12 protein-coding genes are annotated in these 14,675 nt (G+C 58.0%); 10 read left to right on the top strand and 2 right to left on the bottom strand.

All coding sequences use genetic code 11. The annotated features are described in order from the left end of the window. Nucleotides 1–1,438: 1,438 nt before the first annotated feature. The gene (locus FRY98_RS24170; RefSeq protein ID WP_148456951.1) at nt 1,439–2,329 is read left to right on the top strand and encodes a DUF4097 family beta strand repeat-containing protein; all 891 of its coding nucleotides are present in this window, start codon (nt 1,439–1,441) and stop codon (nt 2,327–2,329) included. A gap of 39 nt (nt 2,330–2,368) precedes the next feature. Here FRY98_RS24170 and asd read toward each other — a convergent pair whose 3' ends face one another. Beyond that, nucleotides 2,369–3,172 carry an archaetidylserine decarboxylase gene (asd, locus tag FRY98_RS24175; protein WP_148456953.1) on the bottom strand — a complete coding sequence of 268 codons (804 nt, stop codon included), beginning with the start codon at nt 3,170–3,172 and terminating at the stop codon, nt 2,369–2,371. 389 nt (nt 3,173–3,561) lie between these two features. Between asd and FRY98_RS24180 the strand changes: the two genes are divergently transcribed. The 3 genes from FRY98_RS24180 to FRY98_RS24190 are packed head-to-tail and all read left to right on the top strand — an operon-like array spanning nt 3,562 to nt 6,717. Further along, complete coding sequence (locus FRY98_RS24180) at nt 3,562–4,167, top strand: ECF transporter S component (RefSeq protein WP_148456955.1); 606 nt, start codon at nt 3,562–3,564, stop codon at nt 4,165–4,167. Nucleotides 4,168–4,219: 52 nt separating this feature from the next. Beyond that, nucleotides 4,220–5,917: an ABC transporter ATP-binding protein gene (locus FRY98_RS24185; RefSeq protein WP_211373362.1), complete on the top strand. Its 1,698-nt coding sequence runs from the start codon at nt 4,220–4,222 to the stop codon at nt 5,915–5,917. After that, nucleotides 5,914–6,717, top strand: coding sequence for an energy-coupling factor transporter transmembrane component T family protein (locus FRY98_RS24190; RefSeq protein ID WP_148456959.1), 804 nt, complete (start codon nt 5,914–5,916; stop codon nt 6,715–6,717). Before FRY98_RS24185 ends, FRY98_RS24190 begins: the two co-directional genes overlap by 4 nt. A 656-nt stretch (nt 6,718–7,373) precedes the next feature. Here the strand turns inward: FRY98_RS24190 and FRY98_RS24195 are convergent. Next, the gene (locus tag FRY98_RS24195; RefSeq protein ID WP_148456961.1) at nt 7,374–8,507 is read right to left on the bottom strand and encodes a YheC/YheD family endospore coat-associated protein; all 1,134 of its coding nucleotides are present in this window, start codon (nt 8,505–8,507) and stop codon (nt 7,374–7,376) included. A 151-nt stretch (nt 8,508–8,658) separates the two neighbouring features. On the opposite strand from FRY98_RS24195, the gene FRY98_RS24200 reads away from it, so the two are divergent. The 6 genes from FRY98_RS24200 to FRY98_RS28535 all read left to right on the top strand — a co-directional run bounded on the left by FRY98_RS24200 (nt 8,659) and on the right by FRY98_RS28535 (nt 14,669). Next, on the top strand, nt 8,659–9,810 hold the full coding sequence (locus FRY98_RS24200; RefSeq protein WP_148456963.1) for a glycosyltransferase family 4 protein: 1,152 nt from the start codon (nt 8,659–8,661) through the stop codon (nt 9,808–9,810). A 162-nt stretch (nt 9,811–9,972) separates the two neighbouring features. Next, nucleotides 9,973–10,800 carry a glycosyltransferase family 2 protein gene (locus FRY98_RS24205; protein WP_318249449.1) on the top strand — a complete coding sequence of 276 codons (828 nt, stop codon included), beginning with the start codon at nt 9,973–9,975 and terminating at the stop codon, nt 10,798–10,800. A gap of 4 nt (nt 10,801–10,804) precedes the next feature. Next, nucleotides 10,805–11,914, top strand: a complete 1,110-nt coding sequence (locus tag FRY98_RS24210) for a glycosyltransferase family 2 protein (protein ID WP_225040617.1) — start codon at nt 10,805–10,807, stop codon at nt 11,912–11,914. Continuing rightward, the gene (locus tag FRY98_RS24215; RefSeq protein ID WP_148456967.1) at nt 11,911–12,657 is read left to right on the top strand and encodes a glycosyltransferase family 2 protein; all 747 of its coding nucleotides are present in this window, start codon (nt 11,911–11,913) and stop codon (nt 12,655–12,657) included. Before FRY98_RS24210 ends, FRY98_RS24215 begins: the two co-directional genes overlap by 4 nt. A 60-nt stretch (nt 12,658–12,717) precedes the next feature. Beyond that, complete coding sequence (locus FRY98_RS24220; RefSeq protein WP_148456969.1) at nt 12,718–13,449, top strand: sugar phosphate nucleotidyltransferase; 732 nt, start codon at nt 12,718–12,720, stop codon at nt 13,447–13,449. Between the two features lie 23 nt (nt 13,450–13,472). Beyond that, entirely contained in the window at nt 13,473–14,669 is a 1,197-nt protein-coding gene (locus FRY98_RS28535) for a GT-D fold domain-containing protein (RefSeq protein WP_170287165.1), read from the top strand. The last annotated feature ends 6 nt before the right edge of the window (nt 14,670–14,675 follow it).

The raw sequence follows: 14,675 nt of genomic DNA on the forward strand, positions 1-14,675 counted from the left end.
GGATGAAGATTCCCGGTCTTCATATAGGCAAATCATAGGCAAAAACGGTCGAGCGGGGATACCTGCCGGCCGTTTTTTATTTCTGCCTATGCCTAGCGGAGCCATAAGGGCCATAAGAGGCGCTATTTTGTCGAAAATGGCTGAGTGGAGAGAAATAGCGGACGTTTGAGGCCTTATTTCGGGGAAAAAGCGGTGCAACCCCCGTTTTGGGGCCCGCCGAAGCAAAATAAGGCCTCTTTTGACCGCTATTCACCCGGAAAAGCCGATTTTGGCCGAAATAGCGCCCCAAAAGGCCGTTAAGGCGGCGGGCGGCTAAGGAATCCGCGGCTGCCGAAGTCGTCCGCTTAACCTGGCAGAGCCATAAGGGCCATAAGAGGCGCTATTTTGTCGAAAATGGCTGAGTGGAGAGAAATAGCGGACGTTTGAGGCCTTATTTCGGGGAAAAAGCGGTGCAACCCCCGTTTTGGGGCCCGCCGAAGCAAAATAAGGCCTCTTTTGACCGCTATTCACCCGGAAAAGCCGATTTTGGCTGAAATAGCGCCCCAAAAGGCCGTTAAGGCGGCGGGCGGCTAAGCAATAGCGGCTGCCGAAGTCGTCCGCTTAGCCTGGCAGAGCCATAAGGGCCATAAGAGGCGCTATTTTGTCGAAAATGGCTGAGTGGAGAGAAATAGCGGACGTTTGAGGCCTTATTTCGGGGAAAAAGCGGTGCAACCCCCGTTTTGGGGCCCGCCGAAGCAAAATAAGGCCTCTTTTGACCGCTATTCACCCGGAAAAGCCGATTTTGGCCGAAATAGCGCCCCAAAAGGCTGTTAAGGCGGCGGGCAGCTAAGCAATAGCGGCTGCCGAAGTCGTCTCCATGCACTCGCCGCACTCGACGCACTCCATGCACTCGCCGCACTCGATGCAACTCGACACTCCATGCACTCGACGCACTCCACGCACTCGACACTCCACGCACTCGACGACTCCATGCACTCGACGCACTCCATGCACTCCACGCACTCCATCCACTCGACGCACTCCACGCACTCCACGCACTCGACGACTCCATGCACCCGACGCACTCCACGCACTCGACGCACTCCATGCACTCCACGCACTCCATGCACTCGACGGACTCCATGCACTCGACGCACTCCACGCACTCGACGACTCCACGCACTCGACGCACTCCACAAACTCCACGCACTCAACGCATTCAACGCACCCCACCAACTCCACCAACTCCACCAACTCCACTATCCCCTAAGCAGGCAGGAACTTTTCCCGACTTAAGTCCAGGGAGGGTCCGGTCCATAGACCGTGTGCGGCAGGCTCGTGAAGAATTATGATAAGGGTATCTGTTTTGTGAAGGATCATACATAAAGGCGGGGGGCCGAATTGATGAAGCGCTTATGATGCTCGGTCCCCCGATCTCATCATTGTCAGGAGGATAAAAATGAAAACGAAATCCAAGCTCGCGGCAATGGCGGGGGCGGCGGCCGTGCTGGTATTGTTGGCGGGATGTACGGAGACGCTGAAGGCGGAGGAACAGGCGAAGCAAATCGTTAGCCGGACGACGGAAAGCCTGGGGCAAGCGGTCAGCGATACGGTCGACGCCCATGTAGGCAAACTGAAAAAGGAAGGCGCTTCACGATCCTTATCCGCAACCGAACCGGCGGGGCGGGCGACGGGAATCCGGCTGGAGAATGAGGTGGGAAATATCGCGATCCGGGCCGCGGAGGGCAGCGACCTCGAAATTGAGGCGGAAATCTGGTCCGCGAACAAGTTGGCTAACCGGGATGTGCTTACCGAGGTTTTTGACCAGGCGGAAATATCGGTGACTACCGAAGGCAATGAAATGTATATTGCCGTGCATGCCAAGGATGATCCGGATATGAACTTGTGGAAATGGGCGCAAAAGAAATACCGGTTCTCCGATTTTAGCATCGATTATACGCTCGGGCTTCCGGAGAGCATCGTCTCCTATGATGTTACGAGCCAGGTTGGCGATGTGGCTATGACCGGACTTCAGGGAAGCTACCGCGTCAGGAGTGAAGTGGGTTCGGTGCAATTAAGTGATGCGGGAATAGCAGGGGCTTCCTCGATCAGCGCCTCTACGGGAAGCATTGAGCTGGGAATCGCGCGGATGGAAGAGGCAGCGGATCTGCAGGTTGAGGCGGAGATCGGCAGCATTGAAGCCAAGCTGGCGGATTCCTTGAATTGCGAGGTGGAGGCCAAGGCGGAGTTGGGCGAAATCAGCGGGGTCCCCGATGGCCGGAGCCGGCGGGGCAGCGGAGGACCGCTGTTGTCGCTGAACGCTTCCGTGGGAGCCATTACGGTACAGTAATGGCTCTTCCTTTTTTACCGCATGATCTCATGATTGGGATTAGGGCTGTTTCGTAGAGGGCGCGAAGAATCGGCCCAGCGGTTCGCCCATCCGCACTTTTTGGCCGACGGCTCTGTCTGGGAGCGGCTCGAAAGTCCCGGTTTCCATCAAAAGGACGACGGTGGAGCCGAACTCAAAATAGGCCAAATCATCGCCCTGGTTCCAGGATGAAGCGGATTCGTCGCTATAACGGATACTGCTGACGTTCATGGCCCCCACCTTGACCAAGGCGATTTCGCCGCGTTCATGGGACAGGTATGTAATCAGTCTTTCATTCCGGGTGAGTACGCCTTTCATATGTTTCATTCCGAAGTCGTTCACCGGGTAAACTCTTCCTTTGATGTGCTCGCTTTCCAGCCGGGTGCCGGTTACCGGCGCGTGAATCCGGTGGTAGTCGGTCGGGCTCAAATAAAGCACGAAGGCGTATCCGTGCGCGTAGGATTCCACCCGGGGAGAATGGTTTAGCAAATCATCCAGAGTGTAATCCTGTCCTTTTACATTAAAAATCGTGCCGGATTGAATCTCGCCCATAAACGTGATGAGCGCGTCGACCGGACTGATTAGTCCCGAAGGTTCCGGGTGAATCGGGCGCATACCGCTCTTCAGCTTGCGCGTAAAAAATTCGTTTAATGTCCGGTATTCTTTCAATTCTTTTTCCGCTTCATGCAGCGGAATCCGATAGGATTTGGCGAACCACGGGATCATGTGGCGGCTCGCCCTGGAATGCGAGAACCTGCCCATTAGCCCGGAAATCCACTTCCGGGAGGTTAGTTCAGTCATCCATTTCATCCAGTGTGCAGCCAAGTCGTTTCCTCCTAAACATCATCAGGTTCAACGGGTCGCTCAGGACCCGTTTCCACTTCCGCTTATATTGACACAGAATAGGTACGAAATCAACCGCGAAAGCGATTGCTTAAATTTTTTCCTTGCCTATTTGTAAACATCTGGAGTATATTATTTGCAATCGCATATGGGATACGGGGGCTTGAGTGAATCAGGCTGAGATGGCAGCATACTCCGCTGCGGACCGTTAATCTGAACTGGATAATGCCAGCGTAGAGAATCTGTCGTCCGAAATGCACGTTCACTTTATGGGGTGTATTTTCCTGTGGACCTAGCAGCCGTCTGAGCTTATTCAGGCGGTTTTTTTGTTCCATTCCAACGATATTTACGAAAAAGGAGAGGGGTAACACATGAAACAACAGGAGAATGCGGTATTAAAAAAGGGGTTGAAACTGAGCGATATTTTGGTGACTGTGCTGGTATCTTTGGTAATCGGCGTCGTCTATCATTTTTGGAGCTCTGTTTACGGCCTGGTACCTCCGGTATTTTTTCAAGCGGATGAGCTCGTTTACGGGATGTGGTTTATTGCCGCCACGCTCGTGTTTCTGCTGATTCGTAAGCCCGGGGTGGCCTTGCTGGCCGAAGTGGCGGCCGCCCATGTGGAAATTTTGTTCGGCAGCGAGTGGGGGATACAGCTCGTTCTCTACAGCGTTTTGCAGGGGCTTGGGGCCGAGCTGGTCTTCGCCTTGTTCCGCTACCGCAACTATTCGGGCACGGTGGCTGCCATGGCCGGAGTCGGCTCGGCGATCGGTTCCCTCATTCCCGATATCTACTATGGTTATGTGGCGGATTATGAAACGTGGATGTTGTTCGCGAAGTATGGCATGCGCGCCATAAGCTCCATGCTGTTTGCGGGGTATTTGGCTTATGCCCTGGCTAAGGCGGTGGAGGCCACCGGGGTTACTTCGCTGATCCGTCCCGTTACCGCCAAAGACGTGGCGGCATTGGACGATTGATATGGGCGGCTTCCATGCGGATCTCCCGCCGGCTGGCGCAGCGAAAACGCCGATGTCCGGGGAACCGGCAGGAGAGGTAAGGGATCTCAGGTTAAAGTTTCCCGGTGAGGACACGTTCGTGTTCAAAGATCTGACGTTCCGGGTGGAGCGCGGGGAAAAGCTGCTGCTGCTCGGACCGAGCGGCAGCGGGAAATCGACCCTGCTGCAGGTGCTTTCCGGGATGATCCCGGAGCTCGTCGATGTCCCCATGCGCTATTCGGAGCGGGTGCTTCCCTCTGCCTGGGGGATGTTGTTCCAGGACCCCGACACGCAGTTTTGCATGCCGTATGTCGATGAGGAACTGGCATTTGTGCTGGAAAACCGGCGTGTGCCGCGTGAGGAAATGGCACCGCGGATGCGGGATGTCCTGAAGAAGGTGGGGCTCGAGCTAAAAGAGCTCCACGTGCCGATCGGGACGCTGTCGCAAGGGATGAAGCAGCGGCTGGCCCTGGCGTCCATTCTGTTGATGGAGCCGGAGGTGCTGTTTCTCGACGAGCCGTCCGCCCTGCTCGATCCGCCGGGAAGGAAACAAATCTGGCAGGCGGTGCGGGAGGTGGCCGAAGCGCGGACGCTGATCATCGTCGAGCACCGGATCGAAGAATTGCTGGAGCTGGAGCTCGTCGACCGGGTCGCTCTGTTCGGGCCGGAGGGCCGTTTGCTGGGACAGGGGCCGCCGGAAGAGTTGTTCCGCAGTTACCGCAAAGAGCTGCTGGCGTACGGAATCTGGCATCCGGGAGTTTGGGACGGCTATGTTGCCGACTTCCTGGAGGCATACCAAGAGACCGGTCCGACAGTCGGCGGGCAGAAGGCGGACTCGTATAGGCAAGCGCCGGAAGGCCGGGAGCAGGGGGCGCAGGTGTGCAAGCCGGCCGGGAAAAAGCACGGGCAAACCGCTCCGTTGACGGAAAGGAAATCCGTCGGAGAACCCGCCGGGCAACCTGTCGGGCAACCCGTCATGGTCCTGACGGACTTTCGCGGATTCCGTCAGGGACGGCCGGTTATCCACGCCGCGCAGGCCAGCGTATACCCCGGCGATTTTATCGCGGTGACGGGGCCGAATGGAGCGGGGAAAAGCTCTTTGCTGCTCAGCCTGATGGGACTTCTCCCCTCCGAAGGGGGCTACCGTCTGTCAGGCCAAGACATGAGCTGGAGCAAGCTCCGCAACAAGATGGTTCGAGCCGTCGCCCGGGAGGTCGGCTTTGTGTTTCAAAATCCCGAGTTCCAGTTTGTCGGGAACCGGGTAGACCAAGAAATCGCTTTTTCCTTACTGGAAGAGACGGCCGGCTCGGAGGAAGTATCGCGCTTGGTCGATGAGGCTTTGATCCGCTTCGGTCTCGCCGGTTTGGAGGCCCGTCATCCGTATCAGTTGTCGCTCGGCCAGAAACGGAGGTTGAGCGTGGCGGGAGCCGCGGTGCTGAAAAGACCGGTGCTCCTGCTCGATGAGCCCACTTTTGGTCAGGATGCGGTGAATACGTTTGCGATCTTGGATCTGTGCGAAGAGCTCCGGCGTGAAGGGGCCGCCATTCTCATGGTCACGCACGAGGAAAAAATCGCGGAAACGATCGCTACCCGGAAGTGGGAAGTCAGGGACGGGGTGCTGACCGACTGCGGCTTGACGGAGCGGGGGCGGCCGCGGGCGGGCATCGCGAATCCCGCTACCGTTGGGGTTGAGGGAACGGCCGCCGCGAATGGCGAAAGGGTGAGCGTATGAAAGGCGTGTTTGCCCCTTCGTACCGGACCTGGATGCACCGGGCCAACCCGGTTCTGAAGCTGGGCGGGTCGATCTTGCTGTTTTTTCTCGCTCTGTTTACGCATCGGCCCGATTTTATGCTGTATCAGGCCGTTGTGTTTATCTTGCTGCTGTTTTGGCAAAGCGGATATGCCTTCTGGAAAATCCTGTTGGTAGTTTTGTCCTTCATTCTGGTGTTTATCTCGTCCTCCTCTACCATGATGCTGTTCGGTAAAGGAGAGGCGTTATGGTGGGAATGGGGGCTTATTCGGATCACGGAGGAAAGTTTTTACCGGGGGATTCATATCGGACTCAAGTCGGTTACGCTGGCGGCGGAAGGGCTGCTCTTTGTGCTGACCACGCCGTCGGTGGGCTTGTTCTATGCCCTGATGCAAAACGCCAAGCTTCCGCCCAAATTCGCATACAGCTTTATGGCCTCCATTCGCCTTCTCCCCATGGTTTGGGAGGAGCTTCTCATCCGCAGAAATGCGCTGCGAATCAGGGGGGGACAGCGGCTTCGCGGTCCCCGCGGATGGGTGGCGGCAATCCGGCTGTATGCGGTGCCGCTGCTCTCCCAAAGCATCCGCCGGGCTCACCGGGTGGCCGTCGCGATGGAGTCCAAAGCGTTCGACGGAAAAGGGGGAAGAACGTATTACTATCCCTCGGTTTTCACGAAGTTCGATCTGCTGATCGCCGCGCTCTTGCTCGGAGCCGTAAGTCTGGCGCTGCTGCTTGGCGGCACGCTGCCGGTTTTCAGTATAGCGGATATTAGAAATTACTAAATTTGCAGGAAGAATTCAAGAAAAAGAGAGCTCGGGCTCGGCGGTGTTCAGACACCCCAAAATTAACAACGACGGCTGCATCCTTTACAGGAGACAGCCGTTTTGTTAGCGGCTTTAGCCATTTGAGCACGCGAAGTGTGCGAAACAACAAAACACCCGATGGGGTCGTTATAATAGGAGCGTTCAAGCCGCTATGTATAACGAAAGGAAAGGTGGCTTGATGGCTAATCGAAGTGATATGTCACATATAAAGAGGCGCCTAGTGTGCTTGCTTCCAAGCTTCCAACTCCAAACTCCAAAAAGATGCGAATCTGCAGGTATTTAGGCCGATCCCCGCGGGGGAAAACGAAAAAGATGCAAATCTGCAGGCATTTCCAGCGATTTTAGAGAAACGAGCCGGTTTCGTCGAAAATTCCTGCAGATTTGCAGGAACTTTGAAATTTTGGGCCCCGAACGAGAAAAAAACATGCAGATTTGCAGGAATTCTATATGATCAAGGTTGTCTGAAGCGGGACTAGTATTAAACGCAGCCCTTCAGGGGTCGTCAAAAGCAGCAACGGCATAGTAGTTTGAATGAAGTGAAAGCTAGCGTCTTTAGACTTGAGCCGGTAATAAAGGCTTATAGCCTAAGAGCAAACCACCCGTTTGACGGGTGGTTATAATTGTTCCGCCCGGCTTCCGAGGGGAAACCGGGCCATAAACTCCCGCTGCTCCAGCAAGTAGCTGGCGTAGGCCATAGGCTGGATGTAGGTTTCCTTCCAGACGCTCTCCATCCCGGCTTTCCGGAAACCGTAACGCTGGTCACGGCCGTTGCATTCTATAAAGTAAGGGTACCCCTTGGAGGTGATCCCGATATCCATCCCCAGATCGCCGAGCAGCGGCAAACCGGAGGATAGGCGTCGCGCCACCGCCAGGGAGAGCGCCTCCACATGGCTGATGATGGCGGGGACGAGGTGCCCCGGGAGTACGGTGGATAGCAGTTCCGCCGCGGGATATGCGCCGCCGCCTTTGGCGATGTTGGAGATGAAACTGCCCGGCGGCGCGGCTTTGGCGAACAGACCGGTAACCGCCCAGGTGCCCCGGAGCCCGCGCTGTACGGTCACGCGAAGGTCGACGGGGCGACTCTCCGCCTCCGCCAGCGGAATCCGTTCCTGGATCAGGTAGGGGACCGGGAGTCTTTGACGTCTGAGCCAAGCTGCGGCATTCTCCCGCTTGAGGCGGGCAGGCGAACGAGGCGGGAACGACTTTTTGGAGGGAGGATACAGAACCTCCCACTCGCTGCCGGTGTCTCTTAACCTCATAATTCCCCGGCCGACCGACCCGCGCACCGGTTTCAAAATTAGATCGGAATACCGTTTCATCATCGTTTGCAGCGAACCCGCCGATGCCGACACTGTTTCGGGCAGGTAAGGACGCAGATCGGGATCGCTCCATAAAATCCGGTGAATGACGTCTTTGCCGTATCGGTTGTTCATGTTGAATATAATTTTACCGCGAGCGCCTAACGCCGCCAATTTGCGGAGAGCGGCCTGATCGCTATAGAGCGCCCGGTTATGAATGACGGTCGGAATGGGCATGACGGTTTTGGCATAATCCCGTCCGTTCCAGATATAGGCGACGCATTTGTTTTGCTTTAAATCCATATCCCCGAGACGAAGAAAACAGGGAATTAATCCGTATCTCCGTGCGGCTTCTTCATAGTTGCCAAGCGACTCCTGACCGGTCTTTCGCCGGGGGATCCCCCTGTACATGCTGGAATTAAGCAGAATACCGACATGGTTCTGTCCCATAGGTGTCTCCTCCTCGATACGGCTTCTTGTTCAATATATGGGATGCGGGCGAAATGGCGTGGACGACTGTACTCCGGCGACAGCCTGTTTTATAAAACCCTCGGCGGAGCTTGAAGGTTTACGTATAGGATCTCAAAGAGGGGGATGGGAAATGGCAAATCGTAAGGTGGCGATCGTTACCCCGGGGTCCTTCGTCATTCCTTCCGGGCGCAGCAGTTCGGTGGAGCGCGTGGTGGAAAAAGTGTCTCCTTTGGCCTCGGGGCTGCTCGATGTTCGGATCTACGGGGTGGCCGGTTCGGGGCTTCCGGCGAAGGGGGAGGTAGCCGGGGTTCCGTGCTGGCGGCTGCCGGGAGGCTCCCGGTACATTCCTTCCATATTACGTCACTTGAGATTATGGCGGCCGGATGCCGTGGAAGTCCACAACCGGCCCGCCCTGGCTTATCGGTTAAAGGCAAAACTTCCGAGTTCCCGTGTCCTCCTCACCCTCCATTCGACGAATTTCATATCCGCGCCCCGCCTTCGGCCCGACCGGGCCCTTCGTTACTTGGAAGCCCTGGACGGCCTGATCGTGAACAGCGAGTATCTGAAGCTGGAGATCCGCCGGAGATTCCCCTCCCTTGTCAAGGAAATTTACGTCAACCGGCTGGGAGTCAGCCTTGATGATTTCGCTCCCCGCTGGACCCCGGCGGGAGAAGCGCTGCGTGAGGCCAGGTTGAAAGATTTGGGCTGGGAAGGCGCCAAAATCGTCTTGTTCGTCGGCAGGCTCATTCCATCCAAGGGGGGGCATCACCTGCTGACGGCGTGGGAGAAGATCGTGAAGGCGGAGCCCCAAGCTATGCTGCTGATGGTCGGCAGCGCCTTTTACGGGAACGACCGGGAGACGGGATATACGAGGAGATTGAAAGCGGAGGCCGCGACGTACGGCGGTTCGGTCCGGTTTTTGCCGTTTGTTCCTTATCCCCAAGTGGCGGACTGGTACAATTTGGCCGACGTTCTCGTCGTTCCCTCGGGAGAGGAGGAGGCGTTCGGGCTGGTCAACGTCGAAGCCATGGCTTCGGCCGTACCGGTGGTGGCCGCCCGGGTCGGGGGCATCCCCGAAGTCGTGGCTGACGGCAAAGCCGGATTTCTTTATTCGCCGGAAGCCTGGAGGGAGCAGCTCAGCGAACGCGTTCTGCAATTGCTCGGAGACCGGGATTTGCGAAGAAGAATGGGCTGCTGCGGCAGAGAGCTGGCCAGGCAGCATTTTCGCTGGGATCATACCGCAAGCCGCTGGGTCCGACTGATTCGGGAGGGCCGATATTAACGGGATTCCGGCTTGTTGAGGATTCCGAAGTTTTAGGCACGGGGGATACCCCCGTGCCTTTCTTTGTTCAGGAAGGCACCCGAAAGGCTGTACGTTTGCCGTTGCAACCCTTCGCAACCGACATACACTGAGGTATATGCTCAGTATATACAGGACTGGGAGGTGACAGGTTTGATTCGCAAGCGAACCCCCCGCATTCGAACGAACCGAAAAAAAACGATTCGTCCCAAGAAGCGGAAGCCGCTCATCAATCATCCCGAGCCCCTGGTTTCTATCATTATTCCGGCCTTGAACGAGAAGGCCACGCTTCCGGCTGTCCTGCGCGAAGCGGGACGGGTTCATCCGCGAAGCGAAACGATTGTGGTGGCGAACGGGTCGACCGACGGGACGCCTGATGTGGCGCGAAGACTCGGCGCCAGGGTCATTTGGAGCCCGGACCCGCTGGGCCATGACGTGGGACGCCGGGTAGGGGCGGAGGCGGCGAAGGGCCGGGCGCTCCTGTTCATCGACGCCGATATGGTCATTCCCGCCTGGCAGTTGCGCCCATTCGCGGAAGCCGTGCTTGAAGGCGGCGTGGACGTGGCGCTTAACGGCTACTCGGGGCCGCCGAACCGGCGGGAACCCCATCCGGTTGTCGTCGCGAAGCATGTGTTGAACGCCTGGCTGGCCCGTCCGGACCTGCGGGGAGCTTCGTTGACGGCAATTCCCCACGCTTTGAGCCGGAAAGCGCTGCAGACGATCGGTTCGTCCGTTCTGGACGTCCCGCCTCTGGCGCTGGCGGCGGCGGTACTCCGGGGCTTGGAGGTCCGCGCGGTTCATACGGTTCAGGTGGGACGATTAAATCCCCGCCGCCGCCGGAAGGGCTGCCGCGATTTACTGACCTCGCTGGTGCTGGGGGATCACCTGCAAGCGATCCACGGGCTGATCCGGGAGAAAGGCGCAAGAGGCGGCTATGACGATCTTGGACGATTGCGCGATAAGGTTAGGTGATAACATGAACCGCAAGGGATTACGCCGAGGCCGCCCGGAGAGCCGTGCCGGAGGCATAAGACGAAAGCGTACCGGACACGGCCGAATTCCGCCGCTGAGTCAGCGCGCGGCTTCCGATGAAACCGGACGACCGGGGTGGATGGAAACGGCCGCGAGAAAGGCGGGTTTTACGGCAGGCTCCGGCCATGCCGCTTCGAGAGGATGCGGAACTACATTCAGGGAAGCCTTTAACGATTGGTTTTCCGCAGCGGCGGAATCGCGGAAGGGGGGCGGGACGGTCCGGGAAATCACGGACTGCGCGCTGGCTTTCCGCGAAGGGTATTCGGCAGGCTCGGGCATCCCCCCGAAGGAGATTCCGCTTCCGCTGCAACGCTCCGCATCGGCGGTCGTCACCGCAAGCAATGAGGAAAAGACGCTGCCTCTCGTGCTCTCCGAACTGGAGAAGCTGCCGCTTCAGGAGATCATGGTAGTGCTCAATGGCTGCACCGACGGAAGTTTAGAGGCCGTTTTCCGCCATCCTCGGGTGCTGAAGCTCCATTTTCCGGAACGCCTAGGCCACGACGTGGGCCGGGCGGTGGGAGCCAAGGCGGTCCGGGGGGAAACGATCCTGTTCGTCGACGGAGACCTTCCGGTTGTCGCCGAGGAGTTGGCCCCGTTTCTGCTGGCCGTCGACCGCGGGACGGATATGGCGTTGAACGATATAACGCCCTTTCTCCCGCCTTTTCCCCAACAGGATGAGGTGACCCGAAGCAAAACGCTTCTCAATCTGCTTCTGGGCCGGCCGGATTTGCAGGCCAATTCGCTGACGGCGGTGCCTCACGCCCTGTCCCGGAAGCTGATCGACGCCATCGGGACGCCGGCATTGGCCGTTCCCCCGAAGGCCCAAGCTCTCGCGATAGCCCGGGGCTTCGAAGTGACGGCTCCTTCCGCGGTTAACGTCCTGCGCAAAAACCGGATACGCGCCGGAAATACCGGTGCCGGGAACGCCGTGGCGAAATTGATCGTGGGCGACCATATCGAGGCGTTGGAAACGGTAATGCAGATGAAGGGAATCCGGCTCGATACAACGCGGTTATCGCGAAGCGAGCTGGCGAAAGCGAGGAACGCAAGGTGAGCGAATTCGGCCTGACCAGCATCATCATTCCTTCCTACAACGGACTCGGTCTGCTGCGTTCCTGCGTGGAGTCGATCCGGCGCCATACGGAGGTTCCTTATGAAATTATCATCGTGGACAACGGCTCCTCCGATGAGACGGTCGCTTACGCGGTGCGGGAGCAATTGGTGCTGTTTGCGTTGCCGGGAAACAGGGGGTTCCCCGAGGCCTGCAACCGGGGAATGTCGATCGCGTCCGGCGATCAACTGCTCCTGCTCAATAACGATGTAGAGGTGCAGCCGCGCTGGCTCTCCAACATGCTGGCGGCGCTATGGAGCGCAAGTGAGGTCGGTCTAGTCGGACCGGTTACCAACTTCGCCAGCGGCCGCCAGCAAATCGATCTTCCGTGGGCCGGAGAAGCGGATTTTACCTCGCTCGCCGAGCGGATGAACCGACCGGACCCGGCGAAGTGGCAGGAAGTTCGCCGCCTCATCGGGATGTGTCTATTGATGAAGCGAGAGGTGCTGGAGAACGTCGGCTACCTGGACGAACGATTTTCACCGGGACACTATGAAGATGACGACTACAGCTACAGGGCAAGACAGCGGGGGTACAAACTGCTCGTGTGCGGGGACACCCTGGTCTACCACGCGGGAAGCGCCAGCTTTAAAGCCGAGAATCCGGAGGGCTGGAACGACCTGATCCGAAAAAACCGAAGGCTGTTTATCGATAAATGGGGGGTGGATCCATGGGAATTCGTTTAGCTGAAATTCCGCGGAAACCGCCCGCTCCAATATCAAGGAATCTTACTAGGAGGGGAGCTCATGAAAGGTGTGATTTTGGCGGGAGGCACCGGTACACGTCTATACCCGCTAACCCGGCTGATCAATAAGCATCTGCTTCCGGTCGGGAATCATCCCATGGTTAGTTACGGGATAGAACGGCTGCGCCAAGCCGGAATCACCGATATTCTCATGGTGATCGGAAAGCAGTCGGGTGGATTGTACACCCAATATTTCGGGAGCGGGGAACATTTTGGAGTGAATTTGACTTACCGGGTTCAAGAGTCGGCGGGGGGCATCGCGGAAGCGCTGGAACTGGCCAAAGGATTCATTGCCCCGGACGAAAAATTCGTGGTGCTCCTGGGGGATAACCTGTTTCTGGACGACTTGACGCCCTACGTGGATAAATTTAAGCAGCAGCCGCCGGGCAGCGCCAGAGTGCTGCTTAAACCCGTGAAGGACCCCCGGCGGTACGGAGTTCCCGTTTTCGACCCGGATCGCCCGGATCTGATCTCTTATATTGAGGAAAAGCCCCAGAACCCAAAATCAAACTATTCGGTCACCGGCATTTACATGTATGACGGCGCGGTGTTCGGGTGGATTCAGGGCATCAACCGCTCCGCGCGCGGGGAACTGGAAATTACGGATGTGAACAATCTGTACGCTCGTAACGGAAAGCTGGAATACGACGTACTGCAGCTGTGGTGGGGGGATGCCGGAACCTTCGAATCGCTGAAGGAAGCCGCCGAGCATATGAAAGGGGTACTGCCATAGACCAAGGAAGGGAGAAAATGCGAATGCGAGCCAGACGCCGGAAGAGACCGTTGTCCAGGTTCGGCCTTAGGTTCCCGAAACGAAGAAAATTGCGGTTGACCCCAGCACGACGCAAAAAACGCTTCGCCGCCAGTCGCAGACCCGGACCGACCCGAAACGGAACGCTCCGGGTCGGCTCACCGCAAGATAGCGGGGTCTTGACCCGGAGGGGGGAGCAGGGGATCCCGGGGAGCCATGGCGGGACGATAGCCGTAAACCGCGAGAGAGAAGCGGGTGTTGCAGCGCCGCCACCGTCAGCGGATTCGCCGCCTGCTTCGCATGGCGGTATTTCCGCCGGGCTCCCGCCGGGCATGGCTCCGCTGCCGGCCAAGAAGCAGAGCCTGGAGGCGGCCCGGGCGGAAGCCTATGACGAGGGATACCGTTCGGGTCTGTTTGACGGCGGCGAAGCCCGGGTGGGCCTTCAGCTTCCCCGCTATATGATCCTTCCCGAGCTGGGATTGGATGACGTGATCCGTGCGGGTCTTGAGGCGCTGTCTTCGTTTTTGATGCGGCTCAAAACGCCCTCCGAGGTGTATAAGGCCTTTGAGCGGACTTTGCACGAACGAGAACCGCTCTCCCTCATTCGCCTGGGCGACGGGGAACTGCTCACTTTGGCGCATGATACCGTCCTTCCGACCGAACAGGTCAAGCGGTACGGCACGTTTCTTCCTTATGCCGGCGTTGATTTGCCGGACCGGGCGGCCCGGGAGGCGCTGGCCGGGGCGCTGCGGCAAGCGGATCTGGTCGGCGTGCCGGAATCGAGGCACCCTTTCTTCCAAGGTCTGCTGTTTCCGGTTCTCCGGTACTACGGCCTGGACTATCGGGCGCTGAAGATGACATCCTCAACGATCAATTATGCGCTCAATGAGGAAGGCTGGCTCCGCAAGCTGATTGCCGGGCGCCGCCTGCTCCTTGTCGGCAATGCCGCGCCGGCCCTGGCCGAACGGCTGGCGGCCGAAGGCTGTCGGATTTGCGGCGTGATCGCTCCCGTCAACGGGATCCATGACGCGGACCGGATCGTAAAACAGGCGGCGGGAATCGAATTTGATCTCGCTCTCGTGGCCGCCGGCATCGCGGCCGTGACAATTTGCGCCGGCATCGCCGCCGAATCGGGAAAGGCCGCGCTGGATTTCGGCCACATGGCCGACAAACTCGTGAGCGGGGAGGTCCCGTTGATATGATAATGG

Source organism: Paenibacillus faecis (assembly GCF_008084145.1).
In the GTDB taxonomy this organism is placed as follows: Bacteria; Bacillota; Bacilli; order Paenibacillales; family Paenibacillaceae; genus Fontibacillus; species Fontibacillus faecis.